Source organism: Gordonia sesuvii (genome assembly GCF_036350415.1).
Taxonomy (GTDB): domain Bacteria; phylum Actinomycetota; class Actinomycetes; order Mycobacteriales; family Mycobacteriaceae; genus Gordonia; species Gordonia sesuvii.
Genome location: NZ_JAZDUF010000002.1, coordinates 789,144 through 813,529, shown reverse-complemented (window position 1 = coordinate 813,529; position 24,386 = coordinate 789,144). Strand labels below are relative to the sequence as shown.

Annotated in this window: 21 protein-coding genes and 2 tRNA genes; 15 read left to right on the top strand and 8 right to left on the bottom strand. The window is 66.9% G+C overall.

Features of this window, described 5'->3' with window-relative positions; genetic code table 11:
* Positions 1 to 31: 31 nt before the first annotated feature.
* From VZC37_RS10460 to VZC37_RS10450, 3 genes are all read left to right on the top strand, one after another.
* A complete protein-coding gene (locus tag VZC37_RS10460; RefSeq protein ID WP_330432386.1) occupies positions 32 to 2,257 on the top strand; it encodes a molybdopterin-dependent oxidoreductase in 2,226 nt (741 codons plus the stop codon).
* A gap of 127 nt (positions 2,258 to 2,384) precedes the next feature.
* Positions 2,385 to 2,846 (top strand): acyl-CoA thioesterase, encoded by a 462-nt coding sequence (locus VZC37_RS10455; protein ID WP_330432385.1) that lies wholly within the window; start codon positions 2,385 to 2,387, stop codon positions 2,844 to 2,846.
* The gene (locus VZC37_RS10450) at positions 2,843 to 3,538 is read left to right on the top strand and encodes a DUF8010 domain-containing protein (protein WP_330432384.1); all 696 of its coding nucleotides are present in this window, start codon (positions 2,843 to 2,845) and stop codon (positions 3,536 to 3,538) included. Before VZC37_RS10455 ends, VZC37_RS10450 begins: the two co-directional genes overlap by 4 nt.
* An 18-nt stretch (positions 3,539 to 3,556) precedes the next feature.
* Here VZC37_RS10450 and VZC37_RS10445 read toward each other — a convergent pair whose 3' ends face one another.
* Together VZC37_RS10445 and VZC37_RS10440 are read right to left on the bottom strand one after the other, a co-directional pair.
* Entirely contained in the window at positions 3,557 to 5,638 is a 2,082-nt protein-coding gene (locus VZC37_RS10445) for a glycoside hydrolase family 13 protein (RefSeq protein ID WP_330432383.1), read from the bottom strand.
* Positions 5,639 to 5,706: 68 nt separating this feature from the next.
* On the bottom strand, positions 5,707 to 6,147 hold the full coding sequence (locus VZC37_RS10440; protein ID WP_330432382.1) for a globin: 441 nt from the start codon (positions 6,145 to 6,147) through the stop codon (positions 5,707 to 5,709).
* A 160-nt stretch (positions 6,148 to 6,307) separates the two neighbouring features.
* Here VZC37_RS10440 and VZC37_RS10435 point away from each other — a divergent pair, with 160 nt between their 5' ends.
* The 3 genes from VZC37_RS10435 to VZC37_RS10425 all read left to right on the top strand — a co-directional run bounded on the left by VZC37_RS10435 (position 6,308) and on the right by VZC37_RS10425 (position 7,834).
* Positions 6,308 to 6,967: an HNH endonuclease gene (locus VZC37_RS10435; RefSeq protein WP_330432381.1), complete on the top strand. Its 660-nt coding sequence runs from the start codon at positions 6,308 to 6,310 to the stop codon at positions 6,965 to 6,967.
* 134 nt (positions 6,968 to 7,101) lie between these two features.
* Positions 7,102 to 7,350: an aa3-type cytochrome oxidase subunit CtaJ gene (gene ctaJ / locus VZC37_RS10430; protein WP_330432380.1), complete on the top strand. Its 249-nt coding sequence runs from the start codon at positions 7,102 to 7,104 to the stop codon at positions 7,348 to 7,350.
* Positions 7,337 to 7,834, top strand: a complete 498-nt coding sequence (locus tag VZC37_RS10425; protein WP_330432379.1) for a DUF5130 domain-containing protein — start codon at positions 7,337 to 7,339, stop codon at positions 7,832 to 7,834. The genes ctaJ and VZC37_RS10425 overlap by 14 nt, the downstream gene beginning before the upstream one ends.
* A 73-nt stretch (positions 7,835 to 7,907) precedes the next feature.
* On the opposite strand, the gene VZC37_RS10420 is transcribed toward VZC37_RS10425, so the two are convergent.
* Positions 7,908 to 9,329: a cation:dicarboxylate symporter family transporter gene (locus VZC37_RS10420; protein ID WP_431309372.1), complete on the bottom strand. Its 1,422-nt coding sequence runs from the start codon at positions 9,327 to 9,329 to the stop codon at positions 7,908 to 7,910.
* 139 nt (positions 9,330 to 9,468) lie between these two features.
* On the opposite strand from VZC37_RS10420, the gene VZC37_RS10415 reads away from it, so the two are divergent.
* Together VZC37_RS10415 and VZC37_RS10410 are read left to right on the top strand one after the other, a co-directional pair.
* Positions 9,469 to 11,088: a sensor histidine kinase gene (locus VZC37_RS10415; RefSeq protein WP_330432378.1), complete on the top strand. Its 1,620-nt coding sequence runs from the start codon at positions 9,469 to 9,471 to the stop codon at positions 11,086 to 11,088.
* Positions 11,085 to 11,783: a response regulator gene (locus tag VZC37_RS10410; protein WP_330432377.1), complete on the top strand. Its 699-nt coding sequence runs from the start codon at positions 11,085 to 11,087 to the stop codon at positions 11,781 to 11,783. The genes VZC37_RS10415 and VZC37_RS10410 overlap by 4 nt, the downstream gene beginning before the upstream one ends.
* 12 nt (positions 11,784 to 11,795) lie before the next feature.
* On the opposite strand, the gene pepN is transcribed toward VZC37_RS10410, so the two are convergent.
* Positions 11,796 to 14,402, bottom strand: a complete 2,607-nt coding sequence (gene pepN, locus VZC37_RS10405; RefSeq protein ID WP_330432376.1) for an aminopeptidase N — start codon at positions 14,400 to 14,402, stop codon at positions 11,796 to 11,798.
* Between the two features lie 120 nt (positions 14,403 to 14,522).
* On the opposite strand from pepN, the gene VZC37_RS10400 reads away from it, so the two are divergent.
* Entirely contained in the window at positions 14,523 to 15,152 is a 630-nt protein-coding gene (locus VZC37_RS10400) for a DsbA family protein (protein WP_330432375.1), read from the top strand.
* Positions 15,153 to 15,164: 12 nt separating this feature from the next.
* On the opposite strand, the gene VZC37_RS10395 is transcribed toward VZC37_RS10400, so the two are convergent.
* The gene (locus VZC37_RS10395) at positions 15,165 to 16,190 is read right to left on the bottom strand and encodes a M48 family metallopeptidase (RefSeq protein ID WP_330432374.1); all 1,026 of its coding nucleotides are present in this window, start codon (positions 16,188 to 16,190) and stop codon (positions 15,165 to 15,167) included.
* 22 nt (positions 16,191 to 16,212) lie between these two features.
* On the opposite strand from VZC37_RS10395, the gene VZC37_RS10390 reads away from it, so the two are divergent.
* The 4 genes from VZC37_RS10390 (at position 16,213) to sthA (ending at position 20,881) form a co-directional block, all read left to right on the top strand.
* On the top strand, positions 16,213 to 16,689 hold the full coding sequence (locus VZC37_RS10390) for a ribose-5-phosphate isomerase (RefSeq protein ID WP_330432373.1): 477 nt from the start codon (positions 16,213 to 16,215) through the stop codon (positions 16,687 to 16,689).
* Positions 16,690 to 16,711: 22 nt separating this feature from the next.
* On the top strand, positions 16,712 to 17,536 hold the full coding sequence (locus VZC37_RS10385) for an Fpg/Nei family DNA glycosylase (protein ID WP_330432372.1): 825 nt from the start codon (positions 16,712 to 16,714) through the stop codon (positions 17,534 to 17,536).
* A gap of 85 nt (positions 17,537 to 17,621) precedes the next feature.
* Entirely contained in the window at positions 17,622 to 18,554 is a 933-nt protein-coding gene (locus VZC37_RS10380; protein ID WP_330432371.1) for a PE-PPE domain-containing protein, read from the top strand.
* 875 nt (positions 18,555 to 19,429) lie between these two features.
* Complete coding sequence (gene sthA / locus VZC37_RS10375) at positions 19,430 to 20,881, top strand: Si-specific NAD(P)(+) transhydrogenase (protein WP_330432370.1); 1,452 nt, start codon at positions 19,430 to 19,432, stop codon at positions 20,879 to 20,881.
* Positions 20,882 to 21,016: 135 nt separating this feature from the next.
* On the opposite strand, the gene VZC37_RS10370 is transcribed toward sthA, so the two are convergent.
* From VZC37_RS10370 to VZC37_RS10360, 3 genes are all read right to left on the bottom strand, one after another.
* Positions 21,017 to 21,760: a L,D-transpeptidase gene (locus tag VZC37_RS10370; RefSeq protein ID WP_330432369.1), complete on the bottom strand. Its 744-nt coding sequence runs from the start codon at positions 21,758 to 21,760 to the stop codon at positions 21,017 to 21,019.
* 330 nt (positions 21,761 to 22,090) lie between these two features.
* Positions 22,091 to 22,276 (bottom strand): hypothetical protein, encoded by a 186-nt coding sequence (locus VZC37_RS10365; protein WP_330432368.1) that lies wholly within the window; start codon positions 22,274 to 22,276, stop codon positions 22,091 to 22,093.
* 74 nt (positions 22,277 to 22,350) lie between these two features.
* Positions 22,351 to 22,424 (bottom strand) — tRNA-Gly (locus tag VZC37_RS10360).
* Positions 22,425 to 22,638: 214 nt separating this feature from the next.
* Between VZC37_RS10360 and VZC37_RS10355 the strand changes: the two genes are divergently transcribed.
* A tRNA-Pro gene (locus VZC37_RS10355) sits at positions 22,639 to 22,712 on the top strand.
* A gap of 79 nt (positions 22,713 to 22,791) precedes the next feature.
* Complete coding sequence (gene tig, locus VZC37_RS10350) at positions 22,792 to 24,144, top strand: trigger factor (protein WP_330432367.1); 1,353 nt, start codon at positions 22,792 to 22,794, stop codon at positions 24,142 to 24,144.
* The last annotated feature ends 242 nt before the right edge of the window (positions 24,145 to 24,386 follow it).

The following is a 24,386-nucleotide window of genomic DNA, read 5'->3' as shown; positions in this document are numbered from 1 at the left end:
ATGACCCCGGTCGATCGGTCTATCGTGAGGCATGACCCGGACTGCGCTGCGAATTTGTCCGCTGTGTGAGGCCACCTGCGGACTCACCGTGACCGTCGACGACGACGGTCGACTGCTCACCGCTCGGGGGGACGCCGACGACGTGTTCAGCCACGGTTACATCTGTCCCAAAGGGGCGAGTCTGCCCGACCTCGACAACGACCCCGACCGCCTGCAGCGGCCGTTGGTGCGCCGTGACGGAGAACTGGTCGAGACCGACTGGTCCGACGCGCTGACCACGGTCGTGGAGCGGCTCGGCGGCATCATCGGCGAACACGGCGGCTCTGCTGTCGGTGTCTACCTCGGGAATCCGACCGCACACACGGTCGCGGGCGCGCTGTACGCGCCGGTTCTGGTCAAGACCCTCGGCACGTCGAATCTGTTCAGCGCGAGCACGCTGGATCAGATGCCCAAGCAGATAGCCCTCGGGTATCTCTTCGGCAACCCGTACGCGTTTTGTGTGCCCGACCTCGACCGCACCGACCACCTCGTCGTCATCGGCGCGAATCCCGTTGTCTCCAACGGAAGCGTCACCACCGCGGCGGATTTCCCCGGCAAACTGGCCGCGCTACGCAAGCGCGGTGGACGCCTCACGGTCATCGACCCGGCCCGTACCCGGACCGCGAAGCTGGCCGACACCCACCTCGCGCCTCGCCCGGGTACGGACGCGGCACTGCTCTTCGGCGTGGTGCACACCCTGTTCGACGAGGATCTGGTGGCTCCCGACCTCGGCGGAATCGCCCGATACGTCACCGGAGTCGAGGTCCTGCGCGCGCAGGCGAACGACTTCGCGCCCGAGCGTGTGGCCGACTACTGCGGGGTGTCCGCGGAGGCGATCCGCGACCTGGCGCGCTCGATCGCGGCAGCGCCCTCGGCAGCGGTATACGGGCGGATGGGTACGACCACCGTCGAGTTCGGCACGGTCACCAGCTGGCTCATCGATGCGGTCAACATCCTCACCGGCAACCTCGACCGCCCGGGCGGCGTGATGTTCCCGACCCCGCCGACCGCCCCGGCACCGCGCCCCCCGCGGCCCGGGCGCGCGTTCCGGACCGGCCGGTGGCGCAGCAGGGTCTCCGGACATCCCGAGGTCGCGGGCGAACTGCCCGCGGTCGCCATCGCCGAGGAACTCGACACACCCGGCGAAGGCCGGATGCGGGCGTTGATCACCGTCAGCGGCAATCCGGTGCTGTCGGCCCCGGACGGCGACCGGCTGTCGCGCGCACTCGACGGAGCCGAGCTGGTGGTGTGCATCGACCCGTACCTCAACGAGACGACCCGGCACGCCGACGTGATCCTGCCGCCGCCTCCGCCGTCGCAGAGCCCGCACTTCGACTTCATCCTCAACAACCTCGCAGTGCGGGCGACGGCACGATACTCACCGCCAGTCACGCCGACGGACAGCCGCCCCGGTGAGTCGGAGATCATCGGCCGAATCGTCCTGGGCCTCGGAGGGTTCGGCGTCGACTCCGACCCGGCGCTGGTGGACGAGCAGGTGATCGCGATGACTCTGGCAAAGGAGGTCGCCGACCCGCATTCGCCGGTCGCCGGGCGTGACGTCGCATCGCTCGTCGAGATGTTGCCCGATGCGCCGGGACACGAACGGCGACTGGACATGATGCTCCGGTTGGGAGCCTACGGCGATGCGTTCGGCGTCCGGCCCGACGGCCTCACCCTCACCCAGGTGCTCGCCGCACCGCACGGTGTCGATCTGGGGCCGCTGCAACCACGCCTGCCCGGGGTGTTGCGGACCGAGTCGGGCACGGTCGAGTTGGCCGCCGACGATCTCATCGCCGACGTCGAGCGGCTTCGCTCGGCCCTCGACCGCACCTCCGACGGCCTGGTCCTGATCGGGCGCCGGAACCTGCGGTCCAACAACAGCTGGATGCACAACCTCACCGCTTTGTCCGGGGGCACGAACCGCTGCACGCTGTACGTGCACCCCGACGACGCCGCGCGCCTCGGCCTCGATGACGTCGCGATCGTGCGCGGTCCCGGTGGGGAGCTGAAGGTCCCCGTCGAGATCAGCGCCGACATCCTGCCGGGTGTCGTGTCCCTCCCGCACGGGTGGGGCCACGATCTGGCCGGCACCCGGATGACGGTTGCCGCCGCGGCACCCGGCGCGAACGTCAATCAGCTCAACGATGGAACCCGGATGGACCCGCTGTCCGGGACGGTCACCCTCAACGGGCTGCCGGTGGAGATCATCCCCGCCTGACAGCGCGGACCGTGTCGGTCGCCGGGAGAATCCAGGACACCCGGTGCGTAGGGTGGACCGCGATCACCCGCTGCGGCGGCCGAGTCGCGGCCGTGTCGCGGCCGTGTCGACGTCAGAGAGGAGACACGTGCTCTACGAGGACGAGGGAACCAGAACCGAGGCCGGCTACGTCGTCAAGGTTCCGGTCCGATGGTCGGACATGGACGTCTTCGCCCACATCAACCACGCCCGCATGGTGACGTTGATCGAGGAGGCCCGCATTCCGTGGCTGTTCTACGACGAGCGGCCGACTGCGGAGCTGCGCCGGGGATGTGTGGTCGCCGACCTGCACGTGCGATACCGGGAGCAGGTGCGTCACGACGAAGGGCCCATCGTGGTCACGATGTTCGTCGAGCAGTTGCGTGCCGTCGACTTCACCGTCGGATACGAGGTACGGCGCAACGGCGACGACCCGGACGCCAAGCCGGCGGTCACCGCGACCACCCAACTCGTCGCGTTCGATGTCGACGCACAACGTCTGCGTCGCATCACGCCGGCAGAGAAGGAGTACCTGGCCTCCTTCCAGCGCGACCGGACGGCGAACCGATGACCGAAAGCGAGCGGCACATCACCCTGGCCGGTCCGGCCGACCGGGCCGACGCAACGGCATTCCTGGGCCGGGCGCTGCGCCTCGACGACGCCGCCGTGATCCGGGTCGCCGCGCGGGCCGACGGACTCATCGGGCTCTGGGCCGCCACCGGATTCGACGTCCTCGCCGGCCGGTCGGTGTTCGGCACCATGCGGCCCGACGACATCGTCTGTGACGCAGCGACATTGCGAAGCTCGCTGAGCGCAGCCGAACCCGGGACCGAGGTCGATCCCGGGTTCGCACTCGCGAGCGCATGGCGAGGCGCTCTGCCCGCGACGACCGGATTCACCCAGCTCGACGACGTCCCGGCTCGCACCGTCGTCGAGTTGTCACGTGGCGGAGCGCACTTGGCGCGAACCGAGGGAAGCGCGCACGGCCCGGCGACCGGACTGCTCGACCAGGACATCCTGGATGTGTCGTCCACCGACGACAGTGAACATGCATCGGTGTCGATGCGATCGCTGTTCGCACTCACCGCGATGGGTTTCATCCGCGACGCCGAGGGACATGAGGTCACCGAGTCGTCGCCGATCGAGAAGATCAGCGAGTCAGAACCGGTCCGAATCCGGTTGTCCGGCGCATGGATACGCATCGACGCCCGATACGGATCGGTGTTCCAGCGCCGCGAACGTATCGCGATGATGACCCTCTGAGGACGGCCGGCGCCGCCGTCAGACCAGCCAGGCCGCCGAATTCGGTGCGAGCTGACCGTCGATGAGCGGGTAACTGGACAACAGGACCTCACCGGGCGGCAGCGGGACCGGGACATCGCTGGTGTTGAGGGCACAGATCAGGTGTCCGACGGACCTGCGGAACGCGAGACAACCATCCGGTGCCCCGTACCATTCCACCGTGTCGCCGTCGAATTCTGACCGCTGATAGCGCATCTCGATCGCCTGCCGATAGAGCGACAGCGTTGAGCCGACGTCCTCGAGCTGTGCCTCCACGGTGAACCGAGTCCAGTCGTCGGGAATCGGAAGCCAGGTGTCGGTAGTGGTGCTGAAGCCGTACGGCGGCTCGAACCCCTCCCACGGCAACGGAACCCGACATCCGTCGCGGCCCCGCTCGGTGTGTCCGGAACGCTCCCACACCGGGTCCTGCAGCGCCTCGTCGGGCAGGTCGGCATTCGGCAGGCCCAATTCGGCGCCGTTGTAGATGAAGACCGTGCCGGGCAGGGCCAGTTCCACCAACAGCATCGCTCGCGCACGCAGGATGCCGAGATCGACGTCGACACCGTCGGCATCCGCACCGTCGCCGAGGCGACCGTAGCGGGTGACCTCCCGCTCGACGTCGTGATTGGACAGGGTCCAGGTGGGTGTCCCGTCCACCGAGAGCACCGACTCCAGCGAGTTCTCGATGGCGTCGCGGATCGACTTGGTGTCGAAAGCCGCTTTGGCGAGGCGGAAGTTGAACCCGAGGTGCAGTTCGTCGGGGCGAAGGTACTCGGCGAAGCGCTCGTTGTCGTCCACCCAGATCTCACCGACGTTGGCCGCTCCGGGGTAGTCGTCGAGCACGGTACGGATCTTGCGATGGATGTCGTGTACCGCGTAGTTGTTGAACCGCGGGTCATCGTCCGAGTTCTGCAGCAGGCCTGCGGATTCGACGTCCATGTCGGGCAGGTCGGCAGGCTTCGCCATCCCGTGTGCGACGTCGATGCGGAACCCGTCGACGCCCCGGTCGAGCCAGAATCGCAGCGTCGTCTCGAGATCATCGAAGACCTCGGGATTCTCCCAGTTCAGGTCTGGCTGCTCGGCCGCGAAGATGTGCAGATACCACTGACCGGGGCTGCCGTCGGGGTCGGGCACCCGCGTCCACGCCGGGCCGCCGAAGACGCTGTGCCAGTTGTTCGGCGGCTCGTCACCGTTGTCCCCGCGGCCGTCGCGGAAGATGTAGCGGGCACGTTCGGGGCTGCCGGGTTCGGCCGCGAGGGCGTTGACGAACCACGGGTGCTGATCGCTGGTGTGGTTCGGCACCAGGTCCATCGTGATCCGGATGTCGCGGTCGTGGGCCTCGGTGATCAGCTCGTCGAAAGTCGCGATGTCACCGAAGAGCGGGTCGATGTCGCGCGGATCGGATACGTCGTAGCCGTGGTCGGCCATGGGGGAGCGCATGATCGGGCTCAACCAGATGGCGTCGACGCCGAGGAGCTCGAGGTAGCCGAGCTTGTCGATCACACCGGCGAGGTCGCCGACCCCGTCGCCGCTCATGTCGGAGAACGACCGGGGATAGATCTGATAGAAGATCGCGGACTTCCACCACGTGGTGTCGGCCGGGTCGAGCTGGGTCGCGGTGGAGGCGGGAACCACCGCGAGCTCGTCTTCTGGCGGTTCCGGGTCCTCGGTGGTGTCGGCGGTGTCGGTGTCGGTGTCAGGCGTGTCGGTCACATCGCTGTCGGCGCGCTCGGTTTCGGTGGGCTCGGTTTCGGTGGGCTCGGTTTCGATGGGCGCTGCGTCCGTGTCCTCGTCCGCGGGGGTGTCATCCTCAGCGCTGTCGTCCGCCTCTGGATCAGCCTGGTCGGCGGCATCCGCGGAGTCGGTCGCCTCGATGGCGTCTCCGGCCGTCGGATCGTCCCCGTCGTCGCTGCTTTCGTCGCCATCGGCTTCGATGTCGGCGCTCACTGCGGGGGCCTCGTCGATCCCCGCATCCGATGGTGTCGCGGCGTCGTCGACACCGGTCTGGGGTGCCTGATCTGCGCCCTCAGGATCCGGTTCGGCGGGGACAACCTTCGATGTCTCGTCGCTCACCGTCGTCATTGTGCCTTACCAGTGTTTTCGACGAGACGTCCAGGTCACCTCGGCGCGTCGGCTCGGCGTTCGGCGTGTCAGACAGGCGAGTTCATCATCGAGTTCGCTGCCATCTCCATGTAGTCGACGAGCGCCCGACGGTGCGGATCGTCCAGGGTTTCGGAGTCGATCGACGCGATCGCGATGTGCATACATCGCAACCATGCGTCGCGTTCGATCGGTCCGATCCGGAAGGGGTGGTGGCGCATCCGCAGCCGTGGGTGACCACGCTCGTCGGAATAGGTCCGCGGTCCGCCCCAGTACTGCTCGAGGAACATGCGGAGGCGACGTTCGGCGGGGCCCAGATCCTCCTCGGGATACAGCGGACGCAGGACGTCGTCTGCGGCGACCTCCTCGTAGAACCTGGCGGTGAGCTTGTCGAACGTCTCCGCGCCGCCGACCTCGTCATAGAAGGTTCGTTGCGTCGCGGGTGTACTCGGCTGGATACCGCCTGGGACCTCACTGCTCACGATCCCCATTGTCCTGACGGTCGGCGAACTCATCAACAGCACTGGTCGGCGGCGGGCGTGTCATCCGTTGTTCACGTGGTCGACCTGCGTTGACACGCAGAATTGTCGTGCAAACAGGGGTGTTCCGTGGTCAACTTGACCTCGTCGAATGTTCAGGTGGGAGATGCGTATGAAGGCCAGGTCCGCGACGAAGGTGACCTCGGCAGATGGCGCGCGGCAGCGTGTCCACGCACTCACCACGGTGCCCGGTGGTCGTGAGTCGGATTCGGTGGGCATCGGCCACCCCGTCGTCGGCGCGCCGTCGGCGTCGCTGTGGGGCCGCCGACGGGTGCTGCTGCTCAACGCCACCTATGAGCCACTGACCGCGGTATCCCTCCGTCGTGCGATCGTCCTCGTCCTGCGGGAGAGAGCCGACGTCGTCCATGCCGACGACGCGGGCCTGGTCGTGCACTCGGCGGATCTGTCCGTGCCGGTGCCGTCGGTGATCCGGCTGCGCTCCTTTGTGAAGGTGCCCTACCGCGCGGTGATCCCGATGACGCGTGCCGCACTCATGCACCGCGACCGGTTCCGCTGCGGGTACTGCGCCGGCAAGGCCACCACGATCGATCACGTCGTACCGCGTAGCCGCGGCGGGGCGCATTCGTGGGAGAACTGTGTCGCGTGTTGCGCGAGTTGCAACCATCGCAAGGCGGACCGATTGCTCAGCGAGCTCGGCTGGAAGCTGCGGGTCGTCCCGTCCGCGCCCAAGGGGCGCCATTGGCGTCTGCTCGCGACGATCAAGGACATCGACCCGGTCTGGACGCAGTACATCGACGCCGGCGCCGCGTGAGCGCGGCATGCCGCGGCGTCTACGACGCGGTGTAGGGGTCGTCGCCCGCAGCGTCGAGCGGTGGGCTAGATTGATCACACGACCTGCACCGCAGTCGCATGCAGGGCTCAGCACCAACCGATCGAAAGGGTGGCATGGAAGACCTGATCGTCCCCATCGGAGTGCCGGTCACGATCCTGACCGTTCTGTCCGTCGTGGCATGCGTCGTCGCCATGGCGTTCACGCGCGGTGTCAAGTACCCGAAGGTGCAGAACTACACCCTCGATCAGGAGTGGCAGCACAAACCGCTGCTGTTCAGCGCCACCGACATCGAACCGATGGCCCTGGCACACCACGCAGAGGCGAGCGACACGGACGGAGGTTCGGCAAGTGGCAAATGGTGACGTGGTCCCAGGACAGCACGGCGATGTCTCCGTCTCGTCGGCGGCGACGACGGCACTGCCGATCGGCACGGTGGTCACCAACGGCGGACGGGTGTCGGCCACTCGCTTCCCGGGTCAGGCGCCCACCACACCGCCGTTCACGCGTGAGGAGCTCATCGGTCTCGACGATGCGCTGAAGGCAGCCAGCGAGAAGGCGCTGATCCGCTTCTCGGTGTTCATCGGCGACCTGGGCTCCGACGCCGTCGCCGACGCCCGGGCCGTTCTGCTCCGCGCCCCCGAACCCGCCCATGGCACCCTGATCGCGGTCTCGCCGAACACCCACGACGTCGTCGTCGTGTCCGGCACGAAGGTCGCCGACCGGGTGAACGACCGAGTGGCACAACTCGGCGTCACCGCCGCGGTCACGAGCTTCCGCCAGGGCGATCTGATCGACGGACTGATCGCCGCATTGCGCGTCATGTCGACCGCCGCCGCGGTGTCCTGACGACACGAGAAATCCACCACATCGGCCGCTCACCGTTTCGGTGAGCGGCCGATGTGTGTTGTGCCGACTCCGGTCAGTGCGTCAAGGCCGGTTGCCGCGGCTCCGGCGTCGGCTCGTCGGGTAACTGGTCGATGGGGTCGTCGTCGACCATGTCGGACTCGTCGAACGGATCGTCCCCGCTCAACACGGAGTCGACACGACTGCGATCCACGGTGGATGTCCATGACCCAACCAGCAGGGTGGCCACCGCGTTGCCGGAGAAATTGGTGACCGCGCGTGCTTCGGACATGAACCGGTCGATGCCGACGATCATGCCGACGCCGTCGAGCATGTCGGGTCGGTGCGCCTGCAATCCACCTGCGAGCGTTGCCAATCCGGCGCCGCTGACGCCCGCGGCGCCCTTCGAGGCGATGATCATGAAGGCCAGCAGCCCGATCTGTTCACCGATCGACAGCGGGTCGCCCATCGCATCGGCGATGAAGATGGACGCCATCGTCAGATAGATGGCGGTGCCGTCCAGATTGAACGAATAGCCGGTCGGTACAACGACTCCGACCGTCGTCTTCTCCACGCCGAGGTGTTCCATCTTGGCGATGAGCCGCGGCAGCGCCGACTCCGACGAGGACGTCGCGAAGATCAACAGGTACTCCCGGGCGAGGTAACGCACGAGCCGGAAGATCGACACACCGGCGACCGTGCGCAGCAGCACGCCGAGCACGCCGAAGACGAAGACGAGGCAGGTGAGGTAGAAGGCGAGCATCAAGATGAGCAGCTGCTGGACCGCGGCCCAACCCGTCTGGCCGACGACGTTGGCGATGGCGCCGAAGGCGCCGATCGGGGCGACCCACAGGATCATGGACAGCACCTTGAAGACCAGCTTCTGGAAGTACGACACCGCGGTGAGGATGGGCTCCCCGCCACGTCCCATCGCCTGGATCGCGAAACCGACCAGGAGCGCGACGAACAGGGCCTGAAGAACATTGCCCTCGGTGAGGGCACTGAGCAGCGACGTCGGAACGATTCCCTCGATGAACTCCAACGTCCCACCGGACTCGTGCGCCTGTTCGGCCAGCTCGGCACCCTTGCCCGCGTTGGCCGAGACACTCAGTCCCTCACCCGGGTTGATCACGTTTCCGACGACCAGCCCGATTCCGAGGGCGACGGTGGACATCGCCAGGAAGTAGACGAAGGCCAGGCCGCCGACCTTGCCGACCGTGGCCGCCTTCCGGACCGACCCGATGCCCAGCACGATGGTGCAGAAGATGACCGGTGCGATCATCATCTTGATCAGGCTGACGAATATCGTGCCGAGTACGCCGAGGTTCTGGCCAACTTCCGGCCACACCATGCCGACGACGACGCCTGCCACCACGGCGCCGATCACCGCGATGTAGAGCCAATGCGTTCGGTCGCGCTTCCGGGTCTGTATCGGCATGTCCGCCGTGGCGCCGGGCGAGGTGTCACCCCTGCGGCCGGCCCGTGATCTGAGATTCATCGGATTCCTTTCGTCGCGCGCCACCGTGCGCGTCGGGTTCTGTCGTGTACGAATTGTTGGGGTATCCCGTGACATGGGTCACGATTGAGTTCATTTCGTTCACGCCGGGCGTCGACCCGCACACATCCGAGGAAGACCGATGACGAGCGTCGTGCCACGTACCCTCGCAGGGCAGGCCGTCGCCTGGCTGCTCGGCCTCGTCGCGGTGATCGTGGTGGTGGGCGGGGTCCTGGCCGCAGTCGATGCCCGCGTGGACGGCGATCGAGCCGCACGACAGGAAGTGACCGCCGTCGCGGTGAGTCTGGCCGACGCACCGTCGACCGCCGAGGCCGTGATGTCGCCGGATCCGGCCACACTCCTGCAGCCGGTGACCGAACAGGTACGGCAGGCGACCGACATCGCGTTCATCACGATCATGGATCCCGCCGGTCGCCGATTCACGCACACCGATCCCGAGATGATCGGCGGCTCGTACCTCGGTAGCCGCGCCGAGGCATTGCGCGGCGAGGTGCACACGGAGACCTACACCGGAACGCTGGGGCCGTCGATCCGCACCATCGCGCCCGTGCGTTCCGCCGACGGGCAGATTGTCGGCCTGGTCGCGGCGGGGATCACCCAGCAGACGTTGTCCGACGCGTGGACGGCTCAACTGCCTCTCATCGCGACCATCGCGGTCCTGGTGCTGCTGTTCGCCGGTGCCGGATTGTGGTTGATCCGCAGGCGCCTGCTCCGGCAGACCGGAGGGCTCGCACCTGCGGAACTACGGCTCATGTACGAGCACCATGACGCCGTCCTCCATTCGGTCCGCGAGGGCCTGGTGGTCACCGAGGCCGGGCGGCCGGCACTCGTCAACGACGAAGCCCGGCGACTGCTGGACCTCGACGGTGACATCGTGCCGTCGGAACCCGACAGCGCACCCGTCCCTGAGTTTCTGGACGGCAGCCGAACGCCATTGGTGGACGAACTCTATGCGCAGGGTGGCCGGACACTCGTGGTCAGCCGTTCCCCGGTTCCGGGCAGTCGGGACTCTGCGGTGGTGACCATCCGCGACCGCACCGAATTGTCGGAAGCGCTGGGGGAGTTGGACAGCATGACCAGCTTCGCCGAGGCGCTGCGGTCCCAGGCGCACGAGACCGCGAATCTGCTGCACACCATTGTGGCCATGATCGAGATGGGCCGTGGTGCCGAGGCCGCCCGGCTCGCAACCTCCGAACTGCAACTGTCGCAGCGCCTGATCGACGAGATGAGCGAATCGGTCGCCGAACCCGCACTCGCCGCCCTGCTGCTCGGCAAGACCGCCCAGGCGGCCGAACGCGGTGTCGCACTGACATTGACGGAGGATTCACTTCTCGTCGACGCCGCGACGCAGCTGCTCCCGGCGGGTGAGATGATCACCGTGGTGGGCAATCTCGTCGACAACGCGCTCGACGCGGCGGATCCGGCTGATCCGTGGGTGGAGGTGACCGTCATCGGTGACGCTTCCGAACTCACGGTGGTCGTCGCCGACAGCGGCCCCGGCATGGCACCCGACGTATTCCGTCGAGCGCGGATGCGTGGATTCTCCACCAAGTCGGGTGGCGACGCAGCCGGACGCGGCCTCGGTCTCGCGCTGGTTGCGCAGATCATTGCCCGCCACGGTGGGACGTTGACGGCCGAGACCACGTACGGGTCTGTCGTCACCGCGACGGTGTCTGCGGCGACGACGCGAGAACCGGGAACCGAAGATCCGGCCGCACCGACAGCGGGGCGGGGCCGATGATCCGTGTACTGATCGTCGAGGACGAACCGTTCATCGCCGAGGCGCACCGCGAGTTCCTCGACCGGGTGGGCGGTTTCGAGGTCGTCGCCGCCGTCGGCACGGCCCAGCAGGCCATGCGTGCCGTGCGGTCCGCGGCAGAAGCGGATACCCCGGTCGACCTCGTGCTACTCGATCTCGGACTACCCGACGCGCGTGGTGTCGATCTCGCCTCCGCGTTGTCCGGGATCGGTCCGGATCCCGACATCATCGCGATCACGGCACAGCGCGATCTGACCACGGTGCGCAATGCGATCTCGCGCGGAGTGCTGTTGTACCTGTTGAAGCCGTTCACGTTTGCCGCGTTCCGGGAGAAGATCGAGCAGTATCTACGGTATCGCGAGGCGCTCGGCTCAGGCGCCGATGCCGTCAGCCAGCGCGAGGTGGACCGCGCCGTCGCGGCACTGCGGACCACCGACACCCGATCGACCGCGGCGAAAGGCGCCGCGCCCGACACCCTTGATGCGGTGGGTCGGGCGGTGCGGGACAGCGAGAGTGGTCTGACCGCTTCGGAAGTGGCAGTGGCGCTAGGTAGTTCGAGGGTGACCGCGTGGCGTTACCTGGAACGTCTGGCCGACGACGACACCGTCGAGCGCATCACCGAGTACGGGAACACCGGCCGCCCTCAGGTGCGCTACCGCTGGCGGTCGCGCACCTGAGGACCGCCGACGTCAGGATGCCGATTCGGCGTCGAACCGGCGGGCGCGCAGCGACCGGGCCACCGTGTCCCGTCCCTCCGAGATCAACCGTTTGAGTGCCGGCGGATGGTCGCCGGCCAGGAATGCATCCGCCGCCGCGAGTCCGTCGTCGTCGATGGCCCAGTGCGGATAGAGCCCCACCACCACCGTCTGCGCGACCTCGCTGGACCGCCGCGCCCAGAGGTCGGGCACCGCGGCGAAATACTTCGCGACGTATTCGCCCAGCAACTCCGACTGGCCGGGCCGTGCGAATCCCTCGATCATCGTGCGGGTGTAGATGTTCGACAACGAATCGTCCTCGGTGGCCTGCGTCCATGCGTCCGCCTTGGCTTCCGGGAGTGGTCGGGACGAGCGTGCGGCCGCCGCCTGTCGCTGCCCGGTGGCGGTGTTGTCACGTGCCGCCTCGGCGTCGATCACCGGTGAACTCGCGGGATCGGTGTCGATCGCACCGACGGTTGCCAACGCGTGCACCAGCTTCCACCGCATGTCGGTGTCCACCACGAGCCCGGGCAGACCGTGCTCGGAGGGGTCTGCCCCGTCGAGGAGTGCCTGTGCGGCCGGAATCTGGTCGTCGTTCAACCGACCACCGAGCAAGGTGTTGACGAAGGCCAACTGATGATCCGATCCCGCCTCCGACGCCCGTGCGAGTTCGAGTAGCCGGGCGCTGAACGACGGCCGACCCGTTGCGGCGACCCATTCCGGATCGGCATAGGCCTCCAAGGCGCTCGTCGCCTGCATGAGTACGCGCTGCACGACGCCGATCTCGGACTCCGCGGCGATACCGCGCTGCACGAGCTCGATGAAGTCACGTGCCGCCATCTCGGCCTGCCGGGTCATCTCCCATGCCGCCGACCACACCAGGGTGCGCGGCATCGGGTCCACGATGTCACCGACCCGTGAGGTCGCGGTGGCCAGCGAGTCCGGGTCGAGGCGCACCGACGCGTAGGTCAGGTCGTCGTCGTTCAGCAGGATGAGCGCTCCGCGCGGGACGCCGACGAGGTCGGCGACGTCGGTCCGCTCGCCTTCGACGTCAAGCTCGACGCTCTGCGTGCGTTCGAGTGCGCCGGAGCCGTTGTCGTCGTACACACCGACGCGGAGCCGGTGCACCCGGGTCTCGCCCTCACCCGGCCGGGCGCCATCCTGCACGATCGTGAATCGCGTGAACCGACCGTCGTCGTCCACCTCGAAATCCGGGCGGATCACGTTGATACCGGTGGTCTTGAGCCACTGGGTACCCCAGTCGGACAGGTCGCGTCCTGACGACTTCTCCAGTGCCGTCAACAGATCCGAGAACGTGGCGTTACCGAACTCGTGCGCGGCGAAGTAGTCACGCAGTCCCGCCAGGAAGTCCTCCAGGCCCACATACGCGACCAACTGCTTGAGGACCGAGGCGCCCTTGGCGTAGGTGATGCCGTCGAAATTGACCTCGACCGCGGCGATGTCGGGAATGTCGGCCGCGACCGGGTGCGTGGACGGCAGCTGGTCCTGACGGTACGCCCACGACTTCTCGACGTTGGCGAAGGTGGTCCACGCGTTGGTGTACTCCGTCGCCTCCGATTGGCAGAGCACGGATGCGAACGTGGCGAAGGACTCGTTGAGCCACAGGTCATCCCACCACTGCATGGTGACGAGATCGCCGAACCACATATGGGCCATCTCGTGCAGGACGGTCTCCGCGCGACGCTCGTAGAGGTACTTCGTCACCCGCGACCGGAAGACGTAGTCCTCCAGGAAGGTCACCGCACCTGCATTCTCCATGGCTCCGGCGTTGAACTCGGGGACGAACAGCTGGTCGTACTTCCCGAACGCATAGGGGATACCGAAGTTCTTGTGGTAGAAGCCGAATCCCTGCTTGGTCTCGGTGAACAGGCGGTCGGCGTCCATGTGCTCGGCCAGCGACGTGCGGCAGTAGATCCCCAACGGGATGGTGCCGTGGTCGTCGCTGTAGGTGTCGGTCCACTCCGCATACGGGCCGGCGATCAAGGCCACGAGATAGGTGCTCATCAGCGGGGTCTCGCGGAACCGGTGGACAGTGCCACCGTTCGGTCCGGACTCGGCCTTGAGCGTGTTCACCACCGCGGCATTGGAGATCACCTTCCAGTCGTCGGGAGCGGTGACGGTGATCGTGTAGGTGGCCTTGAGATCGGGCTGGTCGAAACACGCGAACATCCGCTTGGCGTCGGCGGTTTCGAACTGCGAATAGAGATAGACCGCGTCGTCGGTCGGGTCGACGAACCGGTGCAGTCCCTCGCCGGTGTTGGAGTAGGCGCAGTCGGCGACCACGGTGAGTGTGTTCTCGGCTGCGAGGTCCGGCAGTGCGATCCCGACCGACTCGTCGAAGTCGGCGACGTCGAGTTCGGTGCCGTTGAGGGTCGCCGAGATCAGCGTCGGGGCGACGAGATCGATGAAACTGGACGCGCCGGCCGTTGCGGTGAAGGTCACCGTGGTCACCGACCGGAACGTCTTCACACCCGGCGCGCCGTCGCCGTCGGTGAGGTCGAGTTCGATCGTATAGTTGCCGACGTCCAGCGTTGCGGCGCGTTCCTTCGCCTGGTCGCGGGTCAGATTGGGAGCAGTCACAGTCCGTCCATCACCTCTCGAATCGTGGTCCGGAGGCCAGCTTAACGGGAATGTTCGGAGCGCAATCTGGTTGCAGTTGGGGAGCAGGTCGAACCATGTACCAGAGCGGAAGGGCAGTCGATGACGACGACACAGACATCGGAACAGCAGCGCGATCGGGTGGATTTCTGGTTCGACCCGTTGTGTCCGTGGTGCTGGATCACGTCCCGGTGGATTCTCGAAGCCGAGCAGGTCCGGCCCATCGACGTGAACTTCCATCTCATGAGCCTCGCCGTGCTGAATGAGAACAAGGACATTCCCGACGAGTACCGCGAGAAGCTCGCGCAGGCCTGGCGTCCGGTCCGGGTGATCGCCGCCGCGGTGGCGCAGAAGGGTGACGAGATCCTCGCGCCGATCTACACCGCGATGGGCACACGCATCCATAACAAGGGCGTCGACGATCTGGACCAGGTTGTCGCCGAGGCGCTCGACGAGGTCGGCCTCGACGCAGCTCTGGCCTCGGCGGCCGACTCCGACGAGTTCGACGACTGGATTCGCACCAGTCACCACGAGGGAATGGACAAGGTCGGCGACGATGTCGGTACGCCGACCATCCATGTCAACGGCGTTGCGTTCTTCGGGCCGGTACTGTCCCGTATTCCGCGTGGGGAGACCGCCGGCACCGTGTGGGACGGGGCTGTCGCCCTCGCGTCCTTCCCGCACTTCTTCGAGCTGAAGCGCTCCCGGAACGAGGACCCTCAGTTCGACTGAGGTGCCAGGGTCTCAGACCCTCGGCGGCATCGACAGCCCGTTCGGTAGTGATCCCGGCGCCACGGCTGCCGGATGCGGTGGCGGCGGCACCGGGACCACATTTCCGCTGCCGACACCGCGGACGATGGTGCGTGGCCGGAAGAGCATGGCGCCCGGACGGGTGCGGTCCCGGAGGGCCGCGGCCCGCCAGGTGAGCACCGGGTGTGACGCCAATGCGTTGACCGCCCAGGTGAAGAATCCTCGTTCGTGGGTGGCGCGGTCGGCGAACTGGTCGAAGTCCACGGCAGACAGCATGTACTTGCCGGACGAGAGCACACCCACGACGCCGGGTGCACCGGCCGGCCGGGTGTAGTAGCCGTAGTTGTCGGCGGTGTACTCCTGAGCCCGCGACAATGCCGCACCGACGAAGGGGATGTTCATCCCCACACTGGTCGCCAGCTGCCGCCAATAGGACGTGTGGCCGGCGGCGATGTGGCCGATCTCGTGTCCGATGATGAACTCGAGTGCCTCGGGGTCGCGGGCGCGTCCGCCGATCTCGAACAGATCCGAGTACACGACGACGTACCGCCGGAACCCGTGGCCCGAGGCGAACGCGTTGACCATGCCGTTGCCGAGCACCACATACGCGTCCGGCACGTACTCGAGCCCATAGCGGGCCGCTGCCTCGACGACCATGCGATATCCCTCGGCGAACTGCGTAGGCGTCATCTGCACACCGTTCACGCGCGGCCCCGCATAGGTCAGACCGCGGATGAGCAGCAGGATGAGGGGCAGTGCCAGCAACAGCAGGAAATACTCGCTGAACTGGCCCAGGATCACCAGCCAGACGATCGCGAGATAGCCCACGAGCGTGGCCGCGATGACCAGGATCAGCATCGGGATCTCCCATGGATGCAGCCGCGGCCGGGCCGCAAACCGGGCCGGGGGTAGCCAGAATGCGCCCGCCGCGGGCTCACCGCCCGCAGCGGGTCGGTCACCGCTGGGGGATGCCGCGTCGGCGACGCCGGGAACGTTGGGTATCGGCGAATGAGCGTCCACGCGACCAATCTATAGTGGCGCCATGCGTGTCTACCTCGGTGCCGATCATGCCGGATTCGAACTGAAGAACCTCATCGCCGATCATCTGCGGTCGTCCGGCCACGAGGTCGTCGACTGCGGAGCCCACGAGTACGACGCTCTCGACGACTACCCGGCGTTCTGTATCGACGCCGCGAAGCGGACCGTCGCCGATCCCGGCAGCCTCGGGATCGTGTTGGGCGGCAGCGGCAACGGCGAGCAGATCGCCGCCAACAAGGTGCCGGGGGCACGATGTGCGCTGGCCTGGAGCGTGGAGACCGCGCAGCTCGCGCGCCAGCACAACAACGCCCAGCTGATCGGCATCGGCGGTCGGATGCACAGCACCGACGAGGCACTCGCCATCGTCGATGCGTTCATCGCAACGGCGTGGTCGGACGAGCCGAGGCATCAGCGTCGGATCGACATCCTCGCGGAGTACGAGCGAACCGGCGAGGCGCCCGCGGTCCCCGGCAACAGCTGAACGCGCCTGATCCGACGACACGGTGCCCGAAGGTCATACCCTGCACCGGTTGGCGCGGCGCCAGCAACGGGTTTTCGCCGGTCAACAGGTCCACGTCACCAGCCCGCAGGGCAGGTTTCTCGACGGTGCCGACGCGGTCGACGGCATGGTGTTCGCGCGGGCGGAGGCGTGGGGCAAGCATCTGATCCAGCATTTCCGGCCGGCGCACGCAGCAGCTGGGGCGCGCGCCGGGCGACGGATGATCCATGTGCATCTCGGTTTGTACGGGGCGTTCACGGAAGCGCCGGTGCCGATGGACGCGCCGGTGGGGCAGGTCAGGATGCGGATGGAGGGTACCCGGGTCGGCGTCGATCTGCGGGCCCCGACCGCGTGCGAACTGTTCACGCCCGCCGACCTCGACGAACTCATCGCGCGCCTGGGGCCGGACCCGCTGCGTCCTGACGCCGATCCGACTCGTGCCGTGTCGGCGATCGGCCGCTCCCGGCGCCCGATCGCTGCGTTGATGATGGACCAGAAGGTGATCGCCGGAATCGGCAACGTCTACCGTGCCGAGCTGCTCTTCCGGGCCTCGATGAACCCGTACCGGGAGGGGCGGGCGGTGTCCACGGACTCGGTCGAGGCGATGTGGGAGGACCTCACCGCGCTGATGCGTGTGGGCGTGCGACGCGGCCGCATCCACGTCGTCCGTCCGGAGGACGACCACGGCCCGGGGTCCTACGCGCCCGACCGACCGCGGACCTATGTGTACCGACGTGCAGGTGAGGCCTGTCGGGTGTGTGGCACGACGATCAGGGTCGCGGAACTCGAGGGCCGGAACCTCTACTGGTGTCCCACCTGCCAGCCGTAGCCGATTCGCCGCCGGCCGTCATCGTCACAGCCGACACTCAGCGTGGTTCAGTGATTTTCTCATCCGCGACCCGCACCATGGACACATGGCTGATGCGGAGACCGGACCCGCCGACCGGCCGCGCGTGACCCTCTTCGCGGTGGGCGGCACCGGCGAATCCTTCGCCGGTGACGAGCGGTCGGAGGTTGCGGGTCTGCTGCGTGAGGTCACCACGCACCTCGACGAGCGATTCACCTGTCGATGGGTCGGCTACCCGGCCAGCTACGGCCCGGCTCCACGTCTGGTCGGCATGAGCTACCGCGACAGCCTCGACATCGGCACCCGCGAACTGCGTCGACGACTTCAGGAGGTCGACGGCCCGATCGCACTGATCGGGTATTCCCAAGGCGCAGTGGTCATCCGCGACACCATCACCGAACTGTCCGACGCCGGCGATCCCCTCGTCGACCGTGTGCTCGCGGTCGGTCTCGTCGCCGACCCGCACCAACCGCCCGGAGCCGTGACCGGCTGCGCCGGCTGGGGAGTCGCCGGTCCCGGCCGACCGATGCCGGCCGGTGTGCCGACATACTGGGTCGGTGCGCCCGACGACATGATCTGCAACGCGACCGCGGACTCGTTTGTCCGCGACATCGCGGACCTCACGGCGGCGCTGGCCTTCGGCGGCATCGGACGATGGGTATCGCAGCTGTGGACAGTGCTGCGTACCAACAGTTTTCAGAATGCGTCGCGGACTTCGCCCGGGCTCGAACAGGTCCGCCGCGACCTCGAGCGGGTGCGGACGGCGATGCGTGAGATCGCCGGGTACCTGCCCGGCACACTCCGCTGGCATTCGGTTGAGCTGCGAAATCCCCGCGGCGGGCGGCACACATCGTATGCGCGTGAACCCTATCGGCGCGCGCCGGTCACGGACCCCGACACCACGGGATGCCAGGCCCTCGCCCGGTGGCTCCAGGTGCAGGCGACGTTCTCCCCGGTCGGGTGCGCCGGCAGTGCCTTGGACAGCGAACTGGCCGCGTGACCTCCGCCGGTCGAGCCGCCCCCCAACCGCTGACCATATTCAGATCCTCTGCCGTCGTACGGGATCTCGATACGACCTCCGCTAGCGCTCCGGTCTACTCGATCAGCGGGGGGTTGCGTTCGGGTCTATTCGATCTGCGGGAGGGGTCCCAAACTGCTGATCGAGTAGGTCGAGCCGCTAGGCGAGATCGTATCGAGATCCTCTGGCGCCGAACGGGATCTCGATACGACCTCCGCTAGCGCTCCGGTCTACTCGATCAGCGGGGGGTTGCGTTCGGGTCTATTCGATCTGCGGGAGGGGCCCCAAACTGCTGATCGAGTAGGGCGAGCCGCTAGGCGAGACCGTATCGAGATCCTCTGGCGCCGAACGGGATCTCGATACGACCTCCGCTAGCGCTCCGGTCTACTCGATCAACGGAGGGTCGCGCTCCGGTCTACTCGATCAGCGGGGGGTGGCGTTCGGGTCTATTCGATCTGCGGGAGGGGCCCAACTGCTGATCGAGTAGGTCGAGCCGCTAGGCGAGACCGTATCGAGATCCTCTGGCGCCGAACGGGATCTCGATACGACCTCCGCTAGCGCTCCGGTCTACTCGATCAGCGGGGGGTGGCGCTCCGGTCTACTCGATCAGCGGGGGGTCGCGCTCCGGTCTACTCGATCAACGGAGGTTCGCGCGCCGGTCTACTCGATCAACGGAGGGTCGCGCGCCGGTCTACTCGATCAACGGAGGGTCGCGCTCCGACCGTGGTGGATTGATTCGGCGGTGTTAAATCCCGTGGAACAGTGTGCTGCTGCGGAGTCGGCAGAGATCGGTGAGGGTGACACTGAGCGGAGCGTGTGGTGCGCCCAGCGCATCCGGATCGAGTGGAGACAGCACCGTGGATCATTTCGACATCGTCGTGATCGGCTCCGGACCGGCCGGGCAGAAGGCCGCCATCGCCGCAGCGAAGCTGGGTAAACGGGCCGCGATCGTCGAACGCCGCCACATGGTCGGCGGCGTGTGCATCAACACCGGCACCATCCCCTCCAAGACGCTCCGCGAGGCCGTTCTGTATCTGACGGGGCTCAACCAACGAGAGCTCTACGGCCAGTCCTACCGCCTGAAATCCGACATCACCGTGAGCGACCTGTCGGCGCGGACGATGCACGTGGTCGGCAAGGAGATCGATGTCATCCAGAATCAGCTGGCCCGCAACTCCGTCACGATGCTCATCGGGAACGCGTACTTCGTCGACCCGCACGAGATCGCCGTGGAGGATGCGACCGGGGACCTGAAGCGTGTCAGCGCCGACCACTTCGTGATCGCCGTCGGCACCCGACCGGCTCGGCCGTCGACGGTCGAGTTCGACGGCATCACCGTGGTCGACTCCGACCAGATCCTGGCCATGGACCGGGTGCCGGGGTCGATGGTGGTCGTCGGTGCCGGCGTCATCGGCATCGAGTACGCGTCGATGTTCGCTGCCCTCGGGACCAAGGTGACCGTCATCGAGCAGCGGCCCACGATGCTGGACTTCTGTGACCGGGAGATCGTGGAGGCGTTGCAGTACCAACTGCGCGAACGAGGTGTCACCTTCCGATACCGCGAGCACGTGCGGACAGTGGAGAATCATCCGTCGGGCACTCTCACCATCCTGGAATCGGGCAAGAAGATCCCGGCCGACACCGTCTTGTACTCCGCAGGCCGGCAGGGCGTCTCCGACGAACTGCGGGTGGAGGCTGCCGGATTGACCGCCGATGCCCGTGGCCGACTGAAGGTCGACGAACATTTCCGCACGACCGTCGACCACATCTACGCGGTCGGCGACATCATCGGGTTCCCGGCACTGGCGGCGACCTCGATGGAACAGGGGCGACGGGCGGCCTACCACGCGTTCGACGAGCCGGTCGGAGCGACCGACGCGGACCTGCAGCCGATCGGCATCTACGCGATTCCCGAGATCAGCTTCGTCGGACGGACCGAGGACCAACTCACCACGGCCAACATCCCGTTCGAGGTCGGCGTGGCCCGCTATCGGGAACTGGCCCGCGGCGCCATCATGGGTGACTCGTACGGTCTGCTCAAACTGCTGGTCCACGCAGAGGAGCGGACCCTCCTCGGCGTCCACGCGTTCGGCAGCAACGCGGCAGAACTCGTCCACATCGGCCAGACCGTCATGGGGTTGTCCGGCACCGTCGACTACCTGGTCGACGCCGTGTTCAACTATCCGACCCTGGCCGAGGGGTACAAGGTTGCGGCGCTGGATGCGGTGAACAAGATGCGGGCGATCGCCCGCGTCCGCGCCGAGGGCCACCGCCTGGATCTGGATGCGGGGGAGCCGGCGATCGGCTGACGGGATGCCCGACGCCGACCCCAACCGCTGATCCTCACTGGGGTTCGAGCGAGTCCGACACGGGTCGAGACCCGCACCGACGCAAAAACTTCGGGCCCGGACTTGATGTCCGGGCCCGAAGTGGAAAACGTTGCGTCAGCTGCCGGGGATGTAGTCCGGGCCGATGGTGCCGCGCACGACGATCGGCGTGTCACGCGGAATCGTGTTGAACACCCACTTGCCGTTCTCGGTGCTGATGTTGATGCAGCCGTGGCTCACGTTGCTGCGGCCCTGCTGCTCGACCGACCAGGGTGCGGCGTGGATGAAGATGCCGTCCCACGACATGCGCGTGGCGTACTCGACATACGTCCGATAGCCCTCCGCGGAGTCGACCGGCACACCGTACGTGGACGAATCCATGTACATGTCGCGGTACTTCTCCTTGGTGTAGTACACACCGTTGGGAGTCGGGTGCTTGTCCGAGCCCATGGAGATCGGCATGGTCTTCACCTGATTGCCGTTGTGCCACCAGGTGATCTGGTGCGTCGCGTCATCAGCCATCGCGATCCACCCGGTCGAGGTCTTCACGTTCGGGATCGCCGGACCCTTCGGGGTCTCCGTGGTCGTCGGAGGCGGCTCCGGCGCCGGAGTCGTGGTCTTCGGGGTCGTCGGAGCACCGGGGATCTGCGGCACGCCGGGGATCTCGGGGACCTCCACCGGGGGGAGACCCGGGATGACGGTCACGGGTGCGGCGCCGGCGGTCATCGGCAGCATGAGCGTCACGGCGGCTGCACCGATGATGGTGGCCACCACACGTCGCGTCGTGCCCCGACGCGCGCGACGAGAAGGCTTCGATGTGAACACAGAGAGACCTTTGCAGTTTGAGTTACTGAAGCGCATCCCCCGGAGCGCTGAACCATCGTTACACAAACGTTGCCATCGGGCCAAAGTCGCGTCGGCGAACAGCAGGCCAACACACCCCACGTGCGTGGGCGTTGCGCAGAACTGCGTGGTGAGCGGGTCGGTCGACCCAGACGGTGTGATAACCGTCACAAGCGTGGAGTTCGCACGGGTTGTGTGGCCGACGGGTTCTGCGGCCGTGATCCGACTGCGATCGAGCGGGGAATCGGCGGCACGTGGCGGGGCTCAGGCCAAGGCGCAGAACGGGAGTCGCTCGCGCCGCCGCGTTCGCACGCACGACCGGTGGCGTGCGTGTACGGGGATCGGGGGTCAGGCGGGCTGGGGGTGTTCGGTGCGCAGGTGGCGTGCCGGCTCGATGCACGCCTCGTCGCGGCAGACCAACATCACGTCCACCCGGCCGTGGCCGGACTCCGACTGCGCGACGTCCTTGCGGACGTACAGATTTGCCCCGCAGCTCGGACACTTTCGCTGGCTCTTGGTGTGGCTGGAAGACATGCCCCAACCCTACGCCTGAAGTGGCGTGGATCACAGGAGGCTGACCTGAACCCGGCAGGGAGACAAGGCAGAGATGGAGCGGGTGACGGGAATCGAACCCGCGTAGCTAGTTTGGAAGACTAGGGCTCTACCATTGAGCTACACCCGCGTGCCGCGTCACCTGTGGGATCGCCACCGGCGTCGCGTGCGTCCAAGACTGTACCCAATGCGATGTCGGAACCCGAAATCGGTGTCCGGTGAGTCGTGGTCATGTGAGCGGGTGCCCACCCGTTTAGGTGGTCGGCAAAGGCCCACGTACTATCTTCTGTTGGCCCTGCTCTGCGTTGTCGCCGGTCGGCGAAGCGTTCGTCGATCAGGGTCGCCGGGATGTGGCGCAGCTTGGTAGCGCATCCGCTTTGGGAGCGGAGGGTCGCAGGTTCAAATCCTGTCATCCCGACTCGTGTGGCGGCGGTACGACCGCTCCAGCCCGCAGAGACAGTGACACCGACGCAGAAATGCAGATGTAAGGAGCAGGCGTGAAGAGCACCGTCGAGCAGCTCGGCCCGACCCGGGTGAAGCTCAATGTCGAAGTACCGTTCGAGGAGCTTTCCGGTGAGTTCGACCGGACCTACCGGTCGTTGGCTCAGCAGATCCGGATCCCCGGCTTCCGCCCGGGCAAGGCGCCCGCCAAGCTGATCGAGGCCCGCGTCGGCCGCGACTCCATCCTCGCGCAGGTCGTCAACGACGCGCTGCCGGGCAAGTACTCGCAGGCGGTGGCCGAGACCGAGACCAAGGCGATCGGCCAGCCCGAGATCGACCTGGCCGATCTCGTGTACGGCGACCCGATCACCTTCACCGCCGAGGTCGACGTCCGGCCGGAGATCGAACTCCCCGATTACTCGACGCTGGCCGTCGAGGTCGACGCCATCGAGATCGATGACGCCGAGGTCGATGAGCAGGTCGAGGGTCTGCGTGCGCGTTTCGGCACGCTCAAGGGTGTCGACCGCGGCGCCGAGAACGGCGACTTCGTGTCCATCGACCTGGCCGCCACGGTCAACGGTGAGGCCGTCGACGAGGCATCCACCGAGGGCCTGTCGCACGAGGTCGGTTCCGGGCAGTTGATCGACGGCCTCGACGAGGCGCTGATCGGCGTGAAGGCGGGCGAGACCAAGGAGTTCACCACCACGCTGGTCGCCGGCGACCACGCCGGTGACGAGGCGCAGGTCACCGTGACCGTCAACTCCGTCAAGGAACGCGAGCTGCCCGAGCTCGACGACGAGTTCGCGCAGATGGCCAGCGAGCACGACACGGTTGCCGAGCTGCGCGAGAGCCTGGTCGACCGCGTCAAGCAGTCCAAGAAGATGGAGCAGGCCAACGCGATCCGCGACAAGGTACTCGAGGAGCTGATCGCCAAGGTCGAGATCCCGCTGCCGGAGAAGGTCGTCGCCGAAGAGGTCGAGGGCCAGCAGCATCAGATCGTGCATGCGCTCGGCCACGACGACGAGCAGGTCGCGAAGTTCCTCGAGGCGCAGGGCAAGACCCGCGAGGAGTGGGACGCCGAGGCTCGTGAAGAAGCCGAGAAGTCGGTCAAGACCCAGTTGCTGCTCGATGCGATCGCCGACCAGCAGGACACCGAGGTCGGCCAGGACGAGCTGACCCAGCAGATCCTGTTCCAGGCCCAGCGCTACGGCATGCAGCCGCAGGAGTTCATCCAGCAGCTGCAGAGCGCCGGACAGGTCGGCGCGGTGTACGCCGACGTCCGACGCGGCAAGGCGCTCGCCGGGATCGTGTCGGAGGTGACCGTCACCGACAGCAGTGGCGAGACCGTCGACACCGACGAGTTCTTCGGAACCCCCGACGACGAGTCGGACGACAACGACGAGAGCTGACACACGTCAGCACGAGATTGGCCGAACAGCCGGAGCCGGGTCGCCGTACCCGTCGCCGGCTGTTCTGCTCTCAGCGAATAGCGGGGTCATCGGGACTGTCCGCCCGACCCCATTGGTTAGGGTCGAAGAGGACCTTGCGACGAATCCCGGGGACGTTCGGATTCGTCTCCGGAGACATGCTGGACCGAGGAAACCGGTAGACGCGGTCGTGAGACCGCACGTCACCACGACAGGCAAAGGTA